We start from the raw sequence: 18,606 nt of genomic DNA on the forward strand, positions 1-18,606 counted from the left end.
ATTTCACGGTTAGGGTTATGAAGGCATTGCGATGGCCTGCTTCTCTTCGAGCAGTTTCTCGACCACGCCAGGATCGGCGAGGGTTGAGGTATCGCCCAGATTGCTGGTATCGCCCGCTGCGATTTTGCGCAAAATACGGCGCATGATTTTGCCGGAACGCGTTTTCGGCAGTGAGTCTGTCCAGTGCAGCACGTCCGGTGTTGCCAGCGGGCCAATTTCTTTACGTACCCAGTTGCGTACTTCGGTATACAGCTCCGGCGACGGATCTTCGCCGTGATTCAGCGTGACATAGGCGTAGATGGCCTGGCCTTTGATGTTGTGCGGAATACCGACCACCGCGGCTTCAGCAATCTTCGGATGCGACACCAGCGCGGATTCAATCTCCGCCGTGCCCAGACGATGGCCGGAAACGTTCAGTACGTCATCGACGCGCCCGGTGATCCAGTAGTAACCATCTTCATCACGACGCGCGCCGTCGCCGCTGAAATACATGTTTTTGAAGGTAGAGAAGTAGGTCTGCTCAAAACGCTCGTGATCGCCAAACAGGGTACGCGCCTGACCCGGCCAGGAGTCGGTAATCACCAGATTGCCTTCGGTCGCCCCTTCCTGCGGGTGGCCTTCGTTATCCACCAGCGCGGGCTGCACGCCAAAGAACGGACGCGTGGCGGAACCGGCTTTCAGTTCAGTCGCGCCAGGCAGCGGCGTGATCATGAATCCACCGGTTTCGGTCTGCCACCAGGTGTCCACTACCGGGCATTTTTCGTTACCGATCTTCTTCCAGTACCATTCCCACGCTTCCGGGTTGATCGGTTCGCCGACGGAACCGAGGATGCGCAGCGAAGAGCGATCGGTGCCTTCAATCGCCTTATCGCCTTCCGCCATCAGAGCGCGAATAGCGGTTGGGGCGGTGTAGAGAATAGTAACCTGGTGCTTATCCACCACCTGCGCCATCCGCGCTGGCGTCGGCCAGTTTGGCACGCCTTCAAACATCAGGGTGGTTGCGCCGCAGGCCAGCGGCCCATACAGCAGGTAGCTGTGCCCGGTCACCCAACCTACGTCTGCGGTGCACCAGTAGATATCGTCCGGGTGATAGTCAAAGACATACTTAAAGGTGGTGGCGGCATAGACCAGATAGCCGCCGGTGGTATGCAGCACGCCTTTTGGCTTGCCGGTTGAACCGGAGGTGTAGAGGATAAACAGCGGGTCTTCCGCATTCATCTCTTCCGGCTGATGGTCAGCGCTGGATTTCTCAATCACGTCGCTCCACCACAGATCGCGGCCTTCATGCCAGTCGACCTTCCCGCCAGTACGTTTTAAAACCACCACATGTTCAACGCTGTTCACATTCGGGTTTTTCAGCGCATCATCGACGTTCTTTTTCAGCGGGATGCCGCGTCCGGCACGCACGCCTTCATCGGCGGTGATCACCAGACGTGAGCTGGAGTCGATGATTCGCCCGGCAACCGCTTCCGGCGAGAAGCCGCCGAAGATCACCGAATGCACCGCGCCAATGCGCGCGCAGGCCAGCATCGCCACCGCCGCTTCCGGCACCATCGGCATATAAATAGCCACGACGTCGCCTTTCTTAATGCCCAGCTCCAGCAGCGTATTGGCGAAACGACAAACATCGCGATGCAATTCGCGATATGAAATGTGTTTGCTCTGGGTGGCGTCATCGCCTTCCCAGATGATGGCGGTACGGTCGCCGTTTTCTTGCAGATGGCGGTCAAGGCAGTTTGCCGCCAGGTTCAGCGTGCCATCCTCATACCATTTAATCGACACGTTGCCGGGCGCAAAGGAGGTGTTCTTCACTTTTTTATACGGTGTAATCCAGTCGAGAATCTTTCCCTGTTCACCCCAAAAGGTATCTGGCTCGTTAATAGATTGTTGATATTTCGCCTCATACTGCTCCGGGTTTATCAGGCAACGATCCGCAATGTTTGCGGGAATAGCGTGTTTATGTATTTGGCTCATGGCTTTTGTTCTCCTTGTAAGATGTTAATAATATGTCTCACAAAAGTTAAATGTAGGGGCTTTGGCAGTTTTGTTTAGTATTTGCGCGGCAGATCACGCAATAACGGAACTGTGCAAATAAACGGCAAAGTGATTTTTGAAGGAATCTCGCAAAAATGGATTAATACCCGCGATAACATGCAGTTACAGGCGAGTTGTTGAAAAAGTGATCCGCGTCGAATGCTAACGAAAGGAGTAGGTTTAAGGAGGGTGGCATAACTCTAAAGTGGTATTTTACATGCACTTACAATTGATTAAAAACAACATTTTTAATGTGGTTTTTTGTTACACATAGAGGGGAGCAATGTCATGACAGTATTCGTGCGGTTGCTGTTGTGGAAAAACAAAATAAAGAACCGCCATTGAAGGCAATGGCGCAATCTGGATGAGACCTCTATGGCAAGGACAATATTACGCGCACGCCGTTTCTTCAGCCTGATATTACCGTTTTTTTTTATTTCCTCTGTATACGCTGAACAAACGTCCGTTCCCGCAAAGACCGTCACCGTTGAAGCGAAGAATGAAACCTTCGCCCCTCAGCATCCCGATCAATATCTCTCATGGAAAGCGACGTCAGAACAGTCAACGCGTGAAGATGCGCTGGCAGAAGACCCGCGTCTGGTGATCCTGTGGGCGGGATACCCCTTCTCGCGTGACTACAATAAGCCGCGCGGGCACGCTTATGCGGTTACCGATGTGCGTGAAACCCTGCGTACCGGCGCACCGAAAAATGCCGAAGATGGCCCATTGCCGATGGCCTGCTGGAGCTGTAAAAGCCCGGATGTGGCGCGTCTGATCCAGAAAGATGGCGAAGACGGCTACTTCCACGGTAAATGGGCGCGCGGCGGCCCGGAAATCGTCAATGCCCTGGGCTGCGCCGACTGCCATAACACCGCCTCAGACGATTTCGCCAAAGGCAAACCGGCGTTAACGCTCTCCCGTCCTTATGCCGAGCGCGCGATGGAAACCATCGGCAAACCGTTTGATAAAGCCAGCCGTTTTGACCAGCAATCTATGGTGTGCGGGCAGTGCCATGTGGAGTACTACTTTGACGGTAAAAACAAAGCCGTCAAATTCCCGTGGGATGAGGGAACAAAAGTCGAGGATATGGAGAAATATTACGACGCCATCGCCTTCTCTGACTGGACAAACCCGCTGTCGAAAACGCCAATGCTGAAAGCGCAGCACCCGGAATATGAAACCTGGAGCGTGGGCATTCACGGCAAGAACAACGTGACCTGTATTGATTGTCACATGCCGAAAGTGCAGAACGCCGAAGGCAAACTCTACACCGACCATAAGATTGGCAACCCGTTTGATAACTTCGCCCAGACCTGCGCCAACTGCCACACCCAGGATAAAGCCTCCCTGCAAAAAGTGGTTGCTGAGCGTAAACAGGCGATTCATGACCTGAAAATCAAGGTTGAAGATCAGTTAGTACACGCGCATTTCGAAGCGAAAGCGGCGTGGGATGCGGGCGCGACAGAAGCGGAAATGAAACCGATTCTGGACGATATCCGTCATGCGCAGTGGCGCTGGGATCTGGCGATTGCCTCGCACGGCATCCATATGCATGCCCCGGATGAAGGTCTGCGTATGCTGGGCGGCGCGATGGATAAAGCGGCGGATGCCCGTACCAAACTGGTGCGTCTGCTGGGCAGTAAAGGCATCACTCATGAAATCCCGCTGCCGGATATCTCCACCAAAGAGAAAGCCCAGAAAGCGATTGGTTTGAACATGCAGCAAATCAACGCCGAGAAGCAGGACTTCATCAAGACGGTGATTCCGCAATGGGAAGATCAGGCGCGTAAAAACGGTCTGTTAAGCCAATAACCTCACATGTGACAAATTTGCCGGATGGCAGCGCAAGCGCTTTATCCGGCCTACGGAAGTCTTGTAGGCCTGATAAGCGTAGCGCCATCAGGCATTATGCAACGGAGTGAATATGAGCGTATTACGTTCGTTATTAACTGCTGGGGTGCTGGCGTCAGGTCTGTTCTGGAGCCTGTGTGGGATAACCGCTACCCCAACGCCGCAGGACTCAGAGCAACGCTGGACGGTCACCCAGCAGCGTAATCCAGATGCTGCTTGTCTGGATTGCCACAAGCCGGATACCGAGGGTATGCACGGTAAGCACGCTTCTGTCGTTAACCCGAACAACAAGCTGCCGGTTACGTGCACCAACTGTCACGGTCAGCCATCGCCTAAACACCGCGAAGGGGTGAAAGATGTGATGCGCTTTAACGACCCGATGTATACGGTAGAGCAGCAGAACAGCGTCTGTATGTCCTGCCACCTGCCTGAGCAGCTGCAAAAAGCGTTCTGGCCGCATGATGTCCATGTGACCAAAGTGGCGTGCGCCAGCTGTCACTCGCTGCATCCACAGCAAGACACGATGCAGACGCTCAATGAGAAAGGACGGATTAAAATTTGCGTCGATTGCCACAGCGATCAGCGCACTAATCCGCACTTTAACCCGGCGTCCGTTCCCTTGCTTAAGGAGCATCCATGAGTTGCTCTCGTCGCCAGTTTATCACCCGCGTCGGCGCGCTGGTGGCGGTCAGCGGAACAGCAGGACGCGTGGTGGCGAAAACGTTGAATATCAACGGCGTGCGTTACGGCATGGTGCATGATGAGTCATTATGCATCGGCTGTACCGCCTGCATGGATGCCTGTCGGGAAGTGAACCAGGTGCCGGAGGGCGTGTCGCGTCTGACGATTATCCGCAGCGAGCCGCAGGGGACGTTTCCTGACGTGAAGTATCAATTCTTCCGTCATTCGTGCCAGCACTGCGATCATGCGCCCTGCGTCGATGTTTGCCCGACCGGGGCCTCATTCCGCGATGCCGCCAGCGGTATCGTCGATGTGAACCCGGATCTGTGCGTCGGCTGCCAGTATTGCATTGCGGCGTGTCCTTATCGCGTACGCTTTATCCATCCGGTCAGCAAGACGGCGGATAAGTGCGATTTCTGCCGGAAAACCAACCTGAAAGCGGGTAAGTTGCCCGCCTGCGTCGAGTCCTGCCCGACAAAGGCGCTGACGTTTGGCAACCTGGACGATCCCAACAGCGATATCTCTCGTCTGCTGCGGCAGAAAACCACCTACCGCTACAAGCTGGCGCTGGGTACGAAACCGAAGGTCTACCGCGTTCCCTTTAAATTTGGGGAGGTGAGCCAATGACGCACGCTTCTGCTTTCCATTTTGAATCGCTGGTGTGGGACTGGCCCATCGCCATCTATCTGTTTCTGATTGGTATTTCTGCCGGGTTAGTGACGCTGGCTATTTTGCTGCGCCGCATTCACCCGGAAGCGGGCGGGGCAGACAGCACGCTGCTGCGTACGACGCTGGTGGTGGGGCCGGGGGCAATTATTCTTGGCCTGCTGATCCTGATCTTTCACCTGACGCGCCCGTGGACCTTCTGGAAACTGATGTTCCACTACAGCTTCACGTCGGTGATGTCGATGGGCGTCATGCTGTTCCAGCTCTATATGGTGGTGCTGGTTCTGTGGCTGGCGAAAATCTTTGAAAAAGAGGTGCTTGCCCTGCAACAGCGCTGGTTGCCGCGTCTGGGGATGGTGCAAAAAGCGTTGATGCTGCTGACGCCGTTCCATCGCCTGCTTGAGACGGTAATGCTGGTGCTGGCGGTACTGCTGGGGGCGTATACCGGCTTCCTGTTGTCGGCGCTGAAGTCCTATCCGTTCCTTAATAACCCGATCCTGCCGGTGCTGTTCCTGTTCTCGGGGATCTCTTCCGGGGCAGCGGTGGCGCTGATTGCGATGGCCTTGCGTCATCGCAGCAATCCGCACAGCACTGAAGCGCATTTTGTGCATCGCATGGAAACGCCGGTCGTCTGGCTGGAAATCTTCCTGCTGGCGGCGTTCTTCGTTGGGCTGGCGTTGGGCGATGACGGTAAAATGCGCGCGCTGACTGCGGCGCTGGGCGGCGGATTCTGGACATGGTGGTTCTGGCTTGGCGTCGCGGGGCTGGGGCTGATTGTGCCAATGCTGCTGAAGCCGTGGGCGAATCGCGGTTCGACGTTTCACGGCGTGCTGGCGGTATGCGGCGCCAGCCTGACCGGTGTCCTGCTGCTGCGCTTTTTCATTCTTTATGCGGGACAGCTAACGGTCGCGTGAGCTTAGGCAGGGTGATCTCTGGACGTATTCCTTCCTGAAGCCGGTTTTCTGGCATTATTACTGAGTCTTGGGGTCAACGTGTTGACCCCACTTGCCACGCTGGTGGGGTTGCGCCAGCGCTGGCAGGGCATCAGACGTCTGGCGATAATCGGCGTCCTGGCGCAATTCGCGCTGTTATTACTGGCGTTCGCTATTCTGGTTTTCTGCTTTCTTACCAGCGATTTTTCGGTTGTCTACGTTGCACAGCATAGCTACAGCCTGCTGCCGTGGGGATTAAAACTGGCGGCGGTGTGGGGCGGTCATGAAGGATCGCTGCTGTTGTGGGTGCTGTTCCTTTCCGGCTGGAGCGCGCTGTTCGCCTGGCGTTGCAAAGGCGAGCGCGATGCGCTCTTTCCGCTAACGCTCTGTATTCTGTCGATGATGACCGCCCTGCTGCTGCTGTTTGTCGTGGTCTGGTCGGACCCGTTTGTGCGTATCTTTCCGCCCGCGATTGAGGGGCGAGATCTCAATCCGATGCTGCAACACCTGGGGCTGATTCTCCATCCACCGCTGCTTTATCTGGGCTATGGCGGCCTGATGGTCGCAGCGGGCGTTGCGCTGGCGTCATTGCTGCGCGGCGGCTTTAGCGCGGCCACCGCCTGGGTCTGCTGGCGCTGGGCGCTCCCCGGCTGGTGCGCGCTGACGCTGGGCATCATTCTCGGGTCGTGGTGGGCGTACTGCGAACTGGGCTGGGGCGGCTGGTGGTTCTGGGACCCGGTGGAAAACGCTTCTTTATTACCCTGGCTTTCCGCCAGCGCGCTACTGCACAGCCTGTTCGTTTCCCGCCAGCGCGGCATCTTCCGCCACTGGTCTTTGCTGCTGGCGATTCTGACGCTGATTTTATCCCTGCTGGGCACGCTGATTGTGCGCTCCGGCATTCTGGTCTCTGTCCATGCCTTTGCGCTGGACAACGTGCGTGCGGTGCCGCTGTTCGCGCTGTTTACGCTCCTGAGCCTGGCGTCGCTCGGGTTGTACGCGTGGCGAGGCCAGCAAGTCCGCCAGAATGCGCGTTTTGGCAGTTGGTCGCGTGAGATGATGATTCTGGCCGCGCTGCTGCTTTTTAGCGCCGTGCTGCTGATTGTGCTTATCGGGACGCTCTATCCGATGATTTACGGCCTGTTCGGCTGGGGGCGACTCTCCGTCGGCGCGCCCTATTTTAATCGCGCCACGCTGCCGTTTGGGCTACTGATGCTGTTAGTTATCGTACTGGCGACAATCAGAAGCCGGAAAGTGTCTGTGCGTCGCCAGCTTCCGGCGCTGCTGGCGCACATCGGCGTACTGATTATCGCCGCCGGGATTATTTTCTCCAGCGGCAGTCGGCACGAGATCAGCCTTAATCTGCGCCCCGGAGAGCAGGTGGAACTGGCAGGCTACACGTTTCGTTTTGAACGTCTCGATCTGGAGGCGAAAGGCAATTACACCACCGAGAAAGCGCAGATCGCCATTGAGCAGGATAAACGGCACATTGGGCACGTCACGCCAGAGCGGCGTTTTTACGCGGCGCGCCGTCAGCAGATGATGGAGCCGGGGATTCGCTGGAATCTGCTGCATGACTGGTATGCGGTGATGGGCGAAAAAACCGGGCAGGATCGCTATGCCATGCGTCTGTATGTCCAGACCGGCGTGCGCTGGATCTGGGGCGGAGGGCTGTTGATGATTGCAGGCGCGGCGCTCAGCGGCTGGCGTGGGAGGAAGCGTGATGAGTAAATTAATCAACGCGTTGCCGGATGGCGGCGTACGGGGTGCGCAACACATTGTAGGCCAGATAAGCGCAGCGCCATCCGGCAGAATAGGTTTACTCTTGGCTATCATTTTGTTTTTCATCACCTTCGCAACACATGCCCAGGTTGTGGACACCTGGCGCTTTGAAAACGCGCAACAGCAGGAAAAATCACTATTTATTGCCAGCCAGCTACGCTGCCCGCAGTGCCAGAATCAAAACTTGCTGGAATCCAACGCGCCGGTAGCGGTCAGTATGCGCCATCAGGTCTATACCATGGTGGCGGAAGGTAAAAGCGAAGAGGAAATCACCGCCTGGATGACCGAACGCTACGGTGAGTTTGTCCTCTACAACCCGGTGCTAACCGGGCAAACGTTGCTGCTGTGGGCGCTGCCTTTCCTGCTGTTGCTGCTGGTGGGCGTGGCGCTGTGGCGAGTGATAGCGCGTCAGCGTAAAGAGGAGGGGGAGTGAATGAGTCTGCATCAGGTGAGCGTACTGCTGCTGCGTCACAGCCAGCACCAGGCGCAGCTACAACAGGAATTGCATCATAATTTGGCGGAGCCTGTGGCTTCGGACGCGCCGTCGCGCCTGCTGCCGGTGAAAGCGCTGCTGGCCGTTGCAATCGTCATGGTGATGGCTTGCGTCGGCGGCTATCTGGCGTCGTCAAAATGGCAGGCCGTTCGCCAGGAGCAGCAGCGTCTGGCCGATCCGCTGCGGGCGTTTACCGATGAACCGACGGCGGAAAAGCAGTTGCTGACGTTGCAGGCGGCGATTCGCGCAAACCCGCAGGACAGCGCGCAGTGGGCGACGCTGGGCGAGTACTACCTCTGGCGTAATGCCTATGACAATGCTCTGCTGGCGTATCAGCAGGCGCTGCGCCTGCGGGGAGAGAACGCGGAGCTCTATTCGGCGCTGGCGACGGTGCGCTATTACCAGTCCGGGCAGCATATGACGCCGGAAACGCGTGAAATGATCGATAAAGCGCTGGCGCTTGATGCTTCGGAAGTCACCGCGTTAATGCTGCTGGCCGCTGATGCGTTTATGCAGGCTGATTATGTGCAGGCCATCGCATTCTGGCAAAAATTACTGGATTTGAACTCGCCAAGGGTTAATCGCGTGCAACTCATTGACGCTATTAATATGGCGAAGTTGTTGCAGAATCGTCAGAAATAATTTTGTTTTTTTGTGATTTGTGTCGTTTTTGCTGTTTAAAAAGTAAGCGAATGAACGGTGGCGTTAAAATAATTCCAGAAAGGTATTATTCGTTTTTGAGGAAATAAAAATCTTTCCATAACAAATAGTTATTCATGATGATCGCGATAAACTCGCGTTATTATGCATAAAATCAGTTAGATGCCCTGTTCTGAAAGGGTTGCGCAGTATGCCATGCAAATGGTACTGATTATGCGCGTTAAAAAACTCCACAAACGAACGCAACACAATTCATACCCTTTCAGTATGTACTGTTCTCATCCTTTTTTGAATGCAGAACGGCGCTTCATTGAGGAAGTCTGTTGTTATGAAAAACTTGAAAATCAGCCTGGCCTGGCAGATTTTGCTGGCCATGGTGCTGGGTATTCTTCTGGGCAGTTATCTGCATTATCACAGCGACAGCCGCGAATGGCTGGTTGCCAACCTGCTGTCACCGGCGGGTGATATCTTTATCCATCTGATCAAAATGATCGTCGTTCCGATTGTTATTTCCACCCTGATTGTCGGTATTGCCGGTGTCGGCGATGCGAAACAGTTAGGACGTATCGGTGCCAAAACCATTATCTATTTCGAAGTGATCACGACCGTCGCCATTATCCTCGGTATTACACTGGCGAACGTGTTTCAACCCGGTTCCGGGATTGATATGTCGCAACTGGCGACCGTGGATATTTCGAAATACCAAAGCACGACGGCAGAAGTACAAAGCCATGCGCACGGTTTGATGGGCACGATTTTGTCACTGGTTCCGACCAATATTGTCGCGTCGATGGCGAAGGGCGACATGCTGCCGATTATCTTCTTCTCGGTGCTGTTTGGCCTGGGTCTGTCTTCCCTGCCTGCGACTCACCGTGAACCGCTGGTCACCGTGTTCCGCTCCATCTCAGAAACCATGTTTAAAGTGACCCACATGGTGATGCGTTACGCGCCGGTCGGGGTGTTTGCGCTGATCGCTGTTACCGTGGCGAACTTTGGTTTTGCGTCGCTGTGGCCGCTGGCGAAACTGGTGCTGCTGGTACACTTCGCGATTCTGTTCTTCGCGCTGGTGGTGTTGGGCATCGTGGCGCGTCTGTGCGGTCTGAGCGTCTGGATTCTGATTCGTATCCTGAAAGATGAACTGATTCTGGCTTACTCCACGGCCAGCTCTGAGAGCGTGCTGCCGCGCATTATCGAGAAGATGGAGGCCTATGGCGCTCCGGCGTCGATCACCAGCTTTGTGGTGCCGACCGGGTACTCCTTCAACCTTGATGGCTCAACGCTGTACCAGAGTATTGCGGCGATCTTTATCGCGCAGCTGTACGGTATCGACCTGTCGCTGTGGCAGGAAATCATACTGGTGCTGACGCTGATGGTCACCTCGAAAGGGATTGCGGGCGTGCCGGGCGTTTCCTTCGTGGTGCTGCTGGCGACGCTGGGTAGCGTGGGCATTCCGCTGGAAGGGCTGGCGTTTATCGCCGGTGTTGACCGTATCCTCGATATGGCGCGTACCGCGCTGAACGTGGTGGGTAATGCGCTGGCGGTGCTGGTTATCGCCAAGTGGGAACACAAGTTTGACCGTAAGAAAGCGCTGGCGTATGAGCGCGAGGTATTGGGCAAATTTGATAAGACCGCGAATCAGTAATTCATGACAGATTGCCGGATGGCGCTACGCTTATCCGGCCTACGGGAAGCTGTGGTCTGTAGGCCGGATAAGGCGCTTGCGCCGCCATCCGGCAATATTACATTCACCCGTTGGTTAACTTATCAAACTCTTCGCAGCCGGTATCAAACCCTTCCGTACAACTCAGATTCAACCAGTGCAGCGCCTTCTGTTTATTCTTCTCAATAAAGCCCTGTTCGCCGTTTAAGAACAACATTCCGGCCCAGTATTCGGAGTAGCCGGTACGGGAAATGGCGGAACTGCGTTTGAAATACCAGGTCGCCTTATCGTCATCGGCAGGAATGCCCACGCCGTTGGCATAAATCAGCCCGAGCAGCATCTGCGCATCGGCGGCAGAATCGCTCTCCAGGTTTTCTGAGGCGTTTTGCAGCAGTGAAATGGCTTTTGGATAGTCCGGCGTCCCCGCCTGGGTGTTGACCAGAATGCGCGCCAGAGTGATTTCTCCGGCTTTGCTGCCCGCTTGTGCCGCCTTTTCGGCCAGCGTTTTAGCCTGCGGATAATCCAGACTGACGGGGTTGGTGATTTTGATTTGCGCCAGCAATGCGCAGGCATCCGCATCACCGTTGTCTGCGGCTTTTTGCGCCCAGTATTCCGCTTTGCTGAGATCGCCGGAACTGAACCAGGTATCGGCAAGAAAATACTGTGCGCGTCGGTCTCCGCCCTCCGCCGCCTTCAGATACTGGCTGCCAGGCTCAGTATCGGTGGCATGGGCAAAGAATGTCATTAAGAACATCAATGCAAGAAGTGGTTTCATTTTGAGTTTTATTTAGGGTACGGAGTAGACAGTATAAAGAGATCGTATGGATAAAAAAACAGCCTCCGGCGGAGGCTGTTGCAAGGAAAATGTCTGATGGCGATGCTCACGCATCTTATCAGGCCGACGGTGGAAACAGGTCGTAGGCCGGATAAGGCATTCTCATGCCGCCATCCGGCAGATTACCCCATTGCGCTTTCGCGCAGACGGGTTTTCAGCTTGCTGTACTCATCAATCACATACTGCTCGGCGGCGCGCTGATCGGCGATCGGCTCGACGCGCACGGCGCAGTACTTGTACTCCGGCGTTTTGGTAATCGGGCTTAAGTTCTCCGTCACCAGCTCGTTACAGGCGCCAATCCACCACTGGTAGGTCATGTAAATCGCCCCTTTGTTCGGACGATCGCTGACCTGCGCACGGGTGATAATTTTGCCTTTACGTGAATGAACCCAGACCAGCGCTTCATCTTCAATGCCCAGACGCGCGGCGTCGGCCGTGTTGATTTGCGCATAGCCTGGCTCATCCGCCAGCGCCGCCAGCGCGGCACAGTTCCCGGTCATCGAGCGACATGAATAGTGGCCGACTTCACGCACCGTAGACAGCACCATCGGGTACTCTTCGGTGAGTTTGTCGATCGGCGCGACCCAGTCGCAGGTGAAGAACTGCGCCAGACCGTTCGGGGTGTCGAACTTCTCTTTGAAGAGATAAGACGTCCCCTGATCGGCATCCGACGTGTCGCGGCAAGGCCACTGAATGAAGCCCAGTTCGCCCATTTTCTCGTAAGTCGCCCCGTAAAAATCCGGGCACAGATGACGCAACTCATCCCAGATCTCCTGGGTGTTGTTGTAGTGCATCGGGTAGCCCATACGGGTGGCGATTTCGCTGATGATTTGCCAGTCCGTTTTCAGATCCCACTTCGGTTCAACGGCCTTAAAGAAGCGCTGGAAACCACGGTCAGCAGCGGTAAACACCCCTTCATGCTCGCCCCACGACGTAGACGGTAAGATAACATCCGCCGCCGACGCGGTTTTGGTCATAAAGATGTCCTGCACGATGACCAGTTCCAGGTCTTCAAACCCTTTGCGTACCGCAGAGAGTTCCGCATCGGTTTGCAGCGGATCTTCACCCATAATGTACGCCGCGCGAACTTCGCCATGCGCAGCACGGTGTGGCAGTTCGCTGATGCGATAGCCGGTATGCGCTGGCAGGCTTTCCACGCCCCAGGCTTTGGCGAATTTTTCGCGGTTAGCCGGGTCTTTCACGTACTGATAGCCCGGATAGGTATCCGGCAGCGCGCCCATGTCGCATGCGCCCTGAACGTTGTTCTGGCCGCGAACCGGGTTCACGCCCACGCTTGGCTTACCAAGGTTGCCGGTCAGCATGGCGAGACTGGTCAGCGAACGCACGGTTTCCACGCCCTGATAGAACTGGGTCACGCCCATGCCCCACAGGATTGCGGCGCTTTTCGCTTCGGCGTACATACGCGCCGCCTTGCGAATATCGTGCGCGCTCACGCCGGTGATATCCTCAACGGATTCCGGCGTGTAGCCTTCGACAATCTTACGGTACTCTTCAAAGCCTTCAGTACGGGAGGCGACGAACGCCTGGTCGTACAGATTTTCTTCAATAATGACATGACCCATAGCGTTGAGCAGCGCGATATTCGAGCCGTTTCTCAACGCGATGTGGATGTCGGCAATGCGCGCGGTTTCAATTTTGCGCGGATCGCAGACGATAATTTTCGCGCCGTTGCGTTTAGCGTTAATCACATGATTCGCCACGATAGGGTGGGAATCCGCCGGGTTATAGCCGAAGATAAACACTAAATCGGTGTTATCAATTTCGTTAATCGCATTACTCATTGCGCCGTTACCGACCGACTGGTGCAGACCTGCAACCGATGGGCCGTGTCAGACGCGAGCGCAGCAGTCAACGTTATTGGTACCAATAACGGCGCGCGCGAATTTTTGCATTACATAGTTGGTTTCGTTACCTGTGCCGCGAGACGAACCGGTCGTCTGGATGGCGTCCGGGCCATACTTCGCTTTGATGGCGCTCAGGCGATCGGCGACGTAGTTCAGCGCTTCATCCCAGGAAACGGATTCCAGTTTGCCGCCACGCTGGCGACGGATCATAGGGGTTTTCAGGCGCGGGGTCAGGATCTGGGTATCGTTAATAAAATCCCAGCCATAGTAGCCCTTCAGACACAGAGTACCCTGATTGGTTTTCCCCTGCGCCGCCTCTGCCCGGACGATTTTGCCGTTATCGACCACCAGGTTGATTTTGCAACCTGATGCGCAATACGGGCAAACCGTGACGACTTTTTTCATCGGTCTCGCTCCAGTTAATCAAATCGCGCATACGCGCTGTCGGCCTCATTATGCATCTTTTATGCCATGTTTTTATTGGGGTCTTTCCCTGATATTACGGGTAAAATTTGGTCAAAACCCTGACGAAAAACAGGCTGTCGTCAGTTTTGACGTGACGAACAGGAAAAGCGGTGACGGCCCGGCAGTGTGACCAGGGTTATGTTTCCTGCATCTCCTGCTGCGCAATATCTGTCACTCCGGGCAGAATCAATCACACTCATCTGTAGGGGATGTGAAATGGGGAAGGGTGATGAAACCAGCCATACTGGTCGTGGATGATGACGCGGCGGTCTGCGCATTGTTGCAGGATGTCCTGAATGAGCACGTTTTTGCGGTGACGGTCTGCCATACCGGGCAGGCTGCGCTGGCGTGCGTCGAAACCCAGCCGGAGATTGCGCTGGTGTTGCTGGATATGATGCTGCCCGACACGAACGGTTTGATGGTGTTGCAGCAGGTACAGAAGATCAGGCCTACGCTGCCGGTGGTGATGCTCACGGGGCTGGGGAGCGAGTCGGATGTGGTGGTCGGGCTGGAGATGGGCGCTGATGACTACATCAGCAAACCGTTTAACCCGCGCGTGGTGGTGGCGCGGATGAAAGCCGTACTCCGTCGGGTTGGCGTGCTGATCGCCGAAGGCGGAAGCGTGCAGACGTCTGGCCTCTCTTTCAATGGCTGGCATCTGGATACCGCGCGCTGTCAGTTGCACAATCCGCAGCAGCAGGCGGTGGATCTCACCCAGGGGGAATACAGTTTGCTGCTGGCGCTGGCGCAAAACGCCCGTCGGGTGCTCAGCCGTGAGCAGTTGCTGGAATTAACGCACAGCGACAGCGTTGAGGTGTTTGATCGCACCATTGACGTGTTGATTATGCGTCTGCGCCGCAAAATTGAAATCAATCCGCATCAGCCGACGTTGATCAAAACCCTGCGCGGCCTCGGGTATGTTTTTGCCGCCGATGTGCAGCACCACGATAAAGCCGCGTAATCAGGCGCAGTTGCCGGATGGCGGCGTATTTGTAGGCCTGATAAGCGCAGCGCCATCAGGCGAACTGGCTACAAAAGCGTTCGTAACTCCTCAAGCGTTTTCGCGCCATCAATCGCATTGGCGCACAGCAGGCTGACCCGCGCGCAGGTGTGCGCCAGCTTAATGCTCTCGGCCAGCGGCCATGCTTCGTGGCAGCCATACAAAAAACCGGCGCAGAACGCATCTCCCGCGCCAACGCTACCGACTATCTCCCTCTGCTCCAGCTTTTGCGATGGTATCCAGACGCCAGGCTGATCCGGCGTTTCGCCCCAGGCGCCTTCCGGGCAATGAATCACCACCCGCTGGCGGACGCCTGCATCCAGCAATTCGCGGGCGGCTGCGGCGATGTGCGGAATATGCGGTTCGCCGTTGGGCTGGCGGATCTCCAGACCGCTGAACTCCCCGGCCTCCAGCTCGTTGATCACCAGATAATCCAGATGGCGTAGCGCGGGCAAAACCAGCGGCTGATAGCGCGGATCGCCTTTGCGGGACACCAGATCCAGCGAAGTCTCAAAGCCCTCCTCATGCATCTGCGCCATCAGCCGTGCGCTGCGGGTGCCGTAGTCATCATCCGGCATATCCAGACTGTCGAGCAGCAGCAGATAGCCCAGGTGGAAAATCTTCATCGAGGCATCAAGCTCATCGAACGCGGGCAGAGCCAACAGACGGTTAGCGCCGGGGGAGTGGAAAAAGGTGCGCTGCCCGCTGGGATCGGTCATCACCTGCGACATCGACGTGGGGGCAAACGTGGTGCGCTGGACATGCTGGCGATTGACGTGATACTGCTCCAGCATCGCCATAATGTAGTCTCCGTCGGCGTCCTGGCCGATTAATCCCACAGCCTGTAACGGCAGCCCGGTGTGCATCTTTGCCAGCGTCAGCAGAACATTAAGCGGCGCGCCGCCCGTCGAACGTTCGCTATGGGTGATCTCCGCCAGCCAGCCGCGCTCCGGCCACTGTACGATTTGGTGCACATGGTCGACCAACATATTGCCCGCCGCGATAATGCCTTTGCGTTCCATCAGATCTGCCCCGCGCTGCCAAAAATGCGCATCTGTTCCGATACCGTATCGGTGATCGCCTCTTCAATGCCCAGCAGCAGTTCGGCGAACTCATCGTACAGCGGTTGGCGGTTAGTCATCCGTGATTCCACCGCCGCCAGCGCAGCCTGCGACATACCGGTGTAGAAATTGATTTTGTGAATGCCCAGCGTAATGGCGCGACGAAAATCTTCATCGCTGATGCCGGAACCGCCGTGCAGCACCAGCGGCAGCGCCGTTTGCTGGCGAATGGCGTCCAGACGCGGGAAATCGAGTTTGGGCTCGCCTTTATATTTGCCATGAGCGTTGCCGATGGCGACGGCCAGGGCATCAATACCGGTGCGGTCAACAAAATCGCGCGCCAGCTGCGGATCGGTAAACAGCGATTCGTCGGCATGACCATACAGCGCACCGCCCTCATCGCCGCCAACCGCGCCAAGTTCCGCCTCTACCGACACGCCAACGGCGTGGCACATCTTCACCACTTCCCGGGTCTGGCGGATGTTTTCCTCATACTCCAGCGTGGAACCATCAAACATTACCGAGCTGAAGCCCAGACGTAACGCCCGCACCACGGATTCAAAATGCAGCCCGTGGTCGAGGTTAAGCACCACCGGAATATCGTGTCGGGCGGCTTCGAATTTTACTGCTTCGACCAGCGAGTCCAGCGAAACATACTTAAAATGGACTTCGGCAATGTTAATGATAAACGGCGAGCGTTCCTGCCTGGCGGCGGCGAACAGCGCGCGTAAAAAATGGGAATCCAGAACGTTAAACGCCCCCAGCGCATAGCGATGCTTGCGGGCATGGTCGAGTCCATCGGCAAGAGAAATCAACGGCATAATGTGCTCCTTGTTCAGCAGAACAGGCGGTACTCGTTACACAACACCAGTTGCGCCGGTTCATCTTCTTCAATGTCGTTATAGCGGGCGATCGGCTGGAGAAAATGGTTGTCATGGTCATCGTCATTGACGGAAGAAACTTCGCCGACCAGCACGTCGCCAAACCCTTTTTCCGCCCAGAAGCTGTGATACAGGCCCGGCGTCAGGCAAATGCTTTCTCCTGGCGAAAGGCGCAGCTGGCTGCCTGCCGCATGGGTCTGTCGACAGCCGTCTATCACAATGGTGACGTCGGTATTGTCGGTCTGGTCCCGGGAGTCGGCGTTCCACAGCTCAACGATTAAATTACCGCCGCCGCGATTGATAATGTCTTCACGTTTGCGCCAGTGGAAATGCATCGGCGTAACCTGCGCGTCGCGCACATGCATGATTTTTTCCGCATAGCATTTCTCATAAGGCATGCCTTTGGGCGAGCCGTTGCGCAGGGTAAACAGCGTCAGTCCCTGAGCGGCAAAATCTGTCCCGCCGAACGCGGTAACATCCCAGCCGAGCCTGAGATCGAATATTTCGCTCCAGGCGGCATCAAGATGACGCCATTGCGATGGGGCAAAGCTGGCGAAAGGCGGCAGGTGGACGTCATGCATGGAAAAGAATTGCCGCGTGTGGCCGAGAATCTCGTTTATTTCGGAGCGTTTCATTGAAAGAATTCTCCTTATTGTGATGTAGCCTTGTAGGCCGGATAAGGCATTTTTGCCGCCATCCGGCATGGGTTTACTGCCTGATGGCGCTGCGCTTATCGGGCCTACGCAGAGGCCGCTTTCCGTTATTTCACCGTCCAGCCCTTGTAGCTGCCGATGTTGTTTTTATCGATCATCGTCACCGGAATCAGTACAGGTTCACCAGGCGCCGGTTTGCCCTGTAGAATGTCATAGCCGATCTCCACCGCTTTTGCCGCCATCACCTGCGGATCTTGTGCGGGGGTCGCCACAAACAGGGAATTTTCACGCTTCAGCGCCTCTTCGCCATCGGGCGAACCATCCACACCGACGATAAAGAACTCATTGCGCTGTGCCTGTTTTGCCGCCAGATCGGCGCCGATCGCCGTCGGATCGTTGATCGCAAATACGCCGTCGATCTTCGGATTCGCAGCCAGCAGGGCGGTCATCACTTCCAGCCCGCCTTCGCGACTGCCTTTGGCATTCTGGTTCCAGGAGAGCACCTTGATATCCGGGTGGCGTTTGAACTCGGTCTGGCAGCCCTCGACACGGTTCTGCACGGCGGAAACCGGCGGCCCGTTGATGATCACCACATTGCCTTTGCCTTTCAGACGATCGGTAATGTATTTACAGGCCATTTCGCCCGCCTGGGTGTTATCAGAGGTGATGGTGGCGTCTGCGCCTTCGGCAGCCACGTCAACCGCGACCACCACGATCCCGGCGTCTTTCGCCCGTTTCACCGCCGGGCCGATCCCTTTCGAATCTGCGGCGTTAAGGATGATCATATCCACCTTCGCGGCAATAAAGTTGTCGATCTGCGAAACCTGCTGACCCAGATCGTAGCCGCTGGATACCAGCGTCACTTTTACGCCATCACCGGCCAGTTTGCGTGCTTCCAGCTCCGCCCCTTTTGTTATCTGCACGAAGAACGGGTTGGCAAGATCGCCCACCGTCACGCCGATGGATTTCAGTTCTTTGGCCTGTACAAACGGCGATGCGGCCAGTAACGCGCCAGCACAGAGCGCGGTCACTAATGGTTTCAAACGCATACTCTTTTCCTCACGTAGGGTATTGTTGTTATAAGCCTGAT

14 protein-coding genes and 1 pseudogene are annotated in these 18,606 nt (G+C 56.0%); 8 read left to right on the forward strand and 7 right to left on the reverse strand.

Going from position 1 to position 18,606, the window contains the following annotated elements; translation table 11 throughout:
• Positions 1-15 precede the first annotated feature (15 nt).
• Entirely contained in the window at positions 16-1,974 is a 1,959-nt protein-coding gene (acs, locus tag OGX84_RS01675) for an acetate--CoA ligase (protein WP_012134587.1), read from the reverse strand.
• A 435-nt stretch (positions 1,975-2,409) separates the two neighbouring features.
• Between acs and nrfA the strand changes: the two genes are divergently transcribed.
• The 7 genes and pseudogenes from nrfA (at position 2,410) to gltP (ending at position 10,738) form a co-directional block, all read left to right on the forward strand.
• Positions 2,410-3,846 (forward strand): ammonia-forming nitrite reductase cytochrome c552 subunit, encoded by a 1,437-nt coding sequence (gene nrfA / locus OGX84_RS01680; RefSeq protein ID WP_012134584.1) that lies wholly within the window; start codon positions 2,410-2,412, stop codon positions 3,844-3,846.
• A gap of 112 nt (positions 3,847-3,958) precedes the next feature.
• Positions 3,959-4,525, forward strand: coding sequence for a cytochrome c nitrite reductase pentaheme subunit (gene nrfB, locus OGX84_RS01685; protein ID WP_024130827.1), 567 nt, complete (start codon positions 3,959-3,961; stop codon positions 4,523-4,525).
• The gene (gene nrfC, locus OGX84_RS01690) at positions 4,522-5,193 is read left to right on the forward strand and encodes a cytochrome c nitrite reductase Fe-S protein (RefSeq protein ID WP_012134582.1); all 672 of its coding nucleotides are present in this window, start codon (positions 4,522-4,524) and stop codon (positions 5,191-5,193) included. The genes nrfB and nrfC overlap by 4 nt, the downstream gene beginning before the upstream one ends.
• Entirely contained in the window at positions 5,190-6,146 is a 957-nt protein-coding gene (gene nrfD / locus OGX84_RS01695) for a cytochrome c nitrite reductase subunit NrfD (protein ID WP_286457304.1), read from the forward strand. Before nrfC ends, nrfD begins: the two co-directional genes overlap by 4 nt.
• An 18-nt stretch (positions 6,147-6,164) precedes the next feature.
• Positions 6,165-8,376 (forward strand): annotated as a pseudogene (nrfF, locus tag OGX84_RS01700) (heme lyase NrfEFG subunit NrfF).
• A complete protein-coding gene (gene nrfG, locus OGX84_RS01705) occupies positions 8,377-9,078 on the forward strand; it encodes a heme lyase NrfEFG subunit NrfG (RefSeq protein ID WP_502873611.1) in 702 nt (233 codons plus the stop codon). It abuts the pseudogene before it with no gap.
• 346 nt (positions 9,079-9,424) lie between these two features.
• Complete coding sequence (gene gltP, locus OGX84_RS01710) at positions 9,425-10,738, forward strand: glutamate/aspartate:proton symporter GltP (RefSeq protein ID WP_024130825.1); 1,314 nt, start codon at positions 9,425-9,427, stop codon at positions 10,736-10,738.
• Positions 10,739-10,841: 103 nt separating this feature from the next.
• On the opposite strand, the gene yjcO is transcribed toward gltP, so the two are convergent.
• Together yjcO and fdhF are read right to left on the reverse strand one after the other, a co-directional pair.
• Complete coding sequence (yjcO, locus tag OGX84_RS01715) at positions 10,842-11,531, reverse strand: Sel1 family TPR-like repeat protein YjcO (RefSeq protein WP_012134575.1); 690 nt, start codon at positions 11,529-11,531, stop codon at positions 10,842-10,844.
• Positions 11,532-11,713: 182 nt separating this feature from the next.
• Positions 11,714-13,861 carry a formate dehydrogenase subunit alpha gene (fdhF, locus tag OGX84_RS01720; protein ID WP_077956844.1) on the reverse strand — a complete coding sequence of 716 codons (2,148 nt, stop codon included), beginning with the start codon at positions 13,859-13,861 and terminating at the stop codon, positions 11,714-11,716.
• Between the two features lie 289 nt (positions 13,862-14,150).
• On the opposite strand from fdhF, the gene OGX84_RS01725 reads away from it, so the two are divergent.
• The gene (locus OGX84_RS01725; protein WP_012134571.1) at positions 14,151-14,882 is read left to right on the forward strand and encodes a response regulator transcription factor; all 732 of its coding nucleotides are present in this window, start codon (positions 14,151-14,153) and stop codon (positions 14,880-14,882) included.
• A gap of 68 nt (positions 14,883-14,950) precedes the next feature.
• On the opposite strand, the gene OGX84_RS01730 is transcribed toward OGX84_RS01725, so the two are convergent.
• From OGX84_RS01730 to OGX84_RS01745, 4 genes are all read right to left on the reverse strand, one after another.
• Positions 14,951-15,946, reverse strand: coding sequence for a carbohydrate kinase family protein (locus tag OGX84_RS01730; RefSeq protein WP_112001349.1), 996 nt, complete (start codon positions 15,944-15,946; stop codon positions 14,951-14,953).
• Positions 15,943-16,803: a ketose 1,6-bisphosphate aldolase gene (locus OGX84_RS01735; RefSeq protein ID WP_012134569.1), complete on the reverse strand. Its 861-nt coding sequence runs from the start codon at positions 16,801-16,803 to the stop codon at positions 15,943-15,945. Before OGX84_RS01735 ends, OGX84_RS01730 begins: the two co-directional genes overlap by 4 nt.
• 14 nt (positions 16,804-16,817) lie before the next feature.
• The gene (locus OGX84_RS01740) at positions 16,818-17,498 is read right to left on the reverse strand and encodes a D-lyxose/D-mannose isomerase (protein WP_112001348.1); all 681 of its coding nucleotides are present in this window, start codon (positions 17,496-17,498) and stop codon (positions 16,818-16,820) included.
• 125 nt (positions 17,499-17,623) lie between these two features.
• Positions 17,624-18,565 carry an ABC transporter substrate-binding protein gene (locus tag OGX84_RS01745; protein ID WP_012134567.1) on the reverse strand — a complete coding sequence of 314 codons (942 nt, stop codon included), beginning with the start codon at positions 18,563-18,565 and terminating at the stop codon, positions 17,624-17,626.
• Positions 18,566-18,606 lie beyond the last annotated feature (41 nt).

This window comes from Citrobacter sp. CK202, assembly GCF_030333225.1.
GTDB lineage: Bacteria > Pseudomonadota > Gammaproteobacteria > Enterobacterales > Enterobacteriaceae > Citrobacter_B > Citrobacter_B koseri.

Excerpts from the sequence above, each read along its gene's own strand:
- OGX84_RS01735 (WP_012134569.1), bottom strand. The coding sequence starts at position 16,803 with ATGCCGTTGATTTCTCTTGCCGATGGACTCGACCATGCCCGCAAGCAT.
- nrfD (WP_286457304.1), top strand. The coding sequence starts at position 5,190 with ATGACGCACGCTTCTGCTTTCCATTTTGAATCGCTGGTGTGGGACTGG.
- nrfG (WP_502873611.1), top strand. The coding sequence starts at position 8,377 with ATGAGTCTGCATCAGGTGAGCGTACTGCTGCTGCGTCACAGCCAGCAC.
- OGX84_RS01740 (WP_112001348.1), bottom strand. The coding sequence starts at position 17,498 with ATGAAACGCTCCGAAATAAACGAGATTCTCGGCCACACGCGGCAATTC.
- OGX84_RS01745 (WP_012134567.1), bottom strand. The coding sequence starts at position 18,565 with ATGCGTTTGAAACCATTAGTGACCGCGCTCTGTGCTGGCGCGTTACTG.
- gltP (WP_024130825.1), top strand. The coding sequence starts at position 9,425 with ATGAAAAACTTGAAAATCAGCCTGGCCTGGCAGATTTTGCTGGCCATG.
- nrfB (WP_024130827.1), top strand. The coding sequence starts at position 3,959 with ATGAGCGTATTACGTTCGTTATTAACTGCTGGGGTGCTGGCGTCAGGT.
- acs (WP_012134587.1), bottom strand. The coding sequence starts at position 1,974 with ATGAGCCAAATACATAAACACGCTATTCCCGCAAACATTGCGGATCGT.
- yjcO (WP_012134575.1), bottom strand. The coding sequence starts at position 11,531 with ATGAAACCACTTCTTGCATTGATGTTCTTAATGACATTCTTTGCCCAT.
- nrfA (WP_012134584.1), top strand. The coding sequence starts at position 2,410 with ATGGCAAGGACAATATTACGCGCACGCCGTTTCTTCAGCCTGATATTA.
- nrfC (WP_012134582.1), top strand. The coding sequence starts at position 4,522 with ATGAGTTGCTCTCGTCGCCAGTTTATCACCCGCGTCGGCGCGCTGGTG.
- OGX84_RS01725 (WP_012134571.1), top strand. The coding sequence starts at position 14,151 with ATGAAACCAGCCATACTGGTCGTGGATGATGACGCGGCGGTCTGCGCA.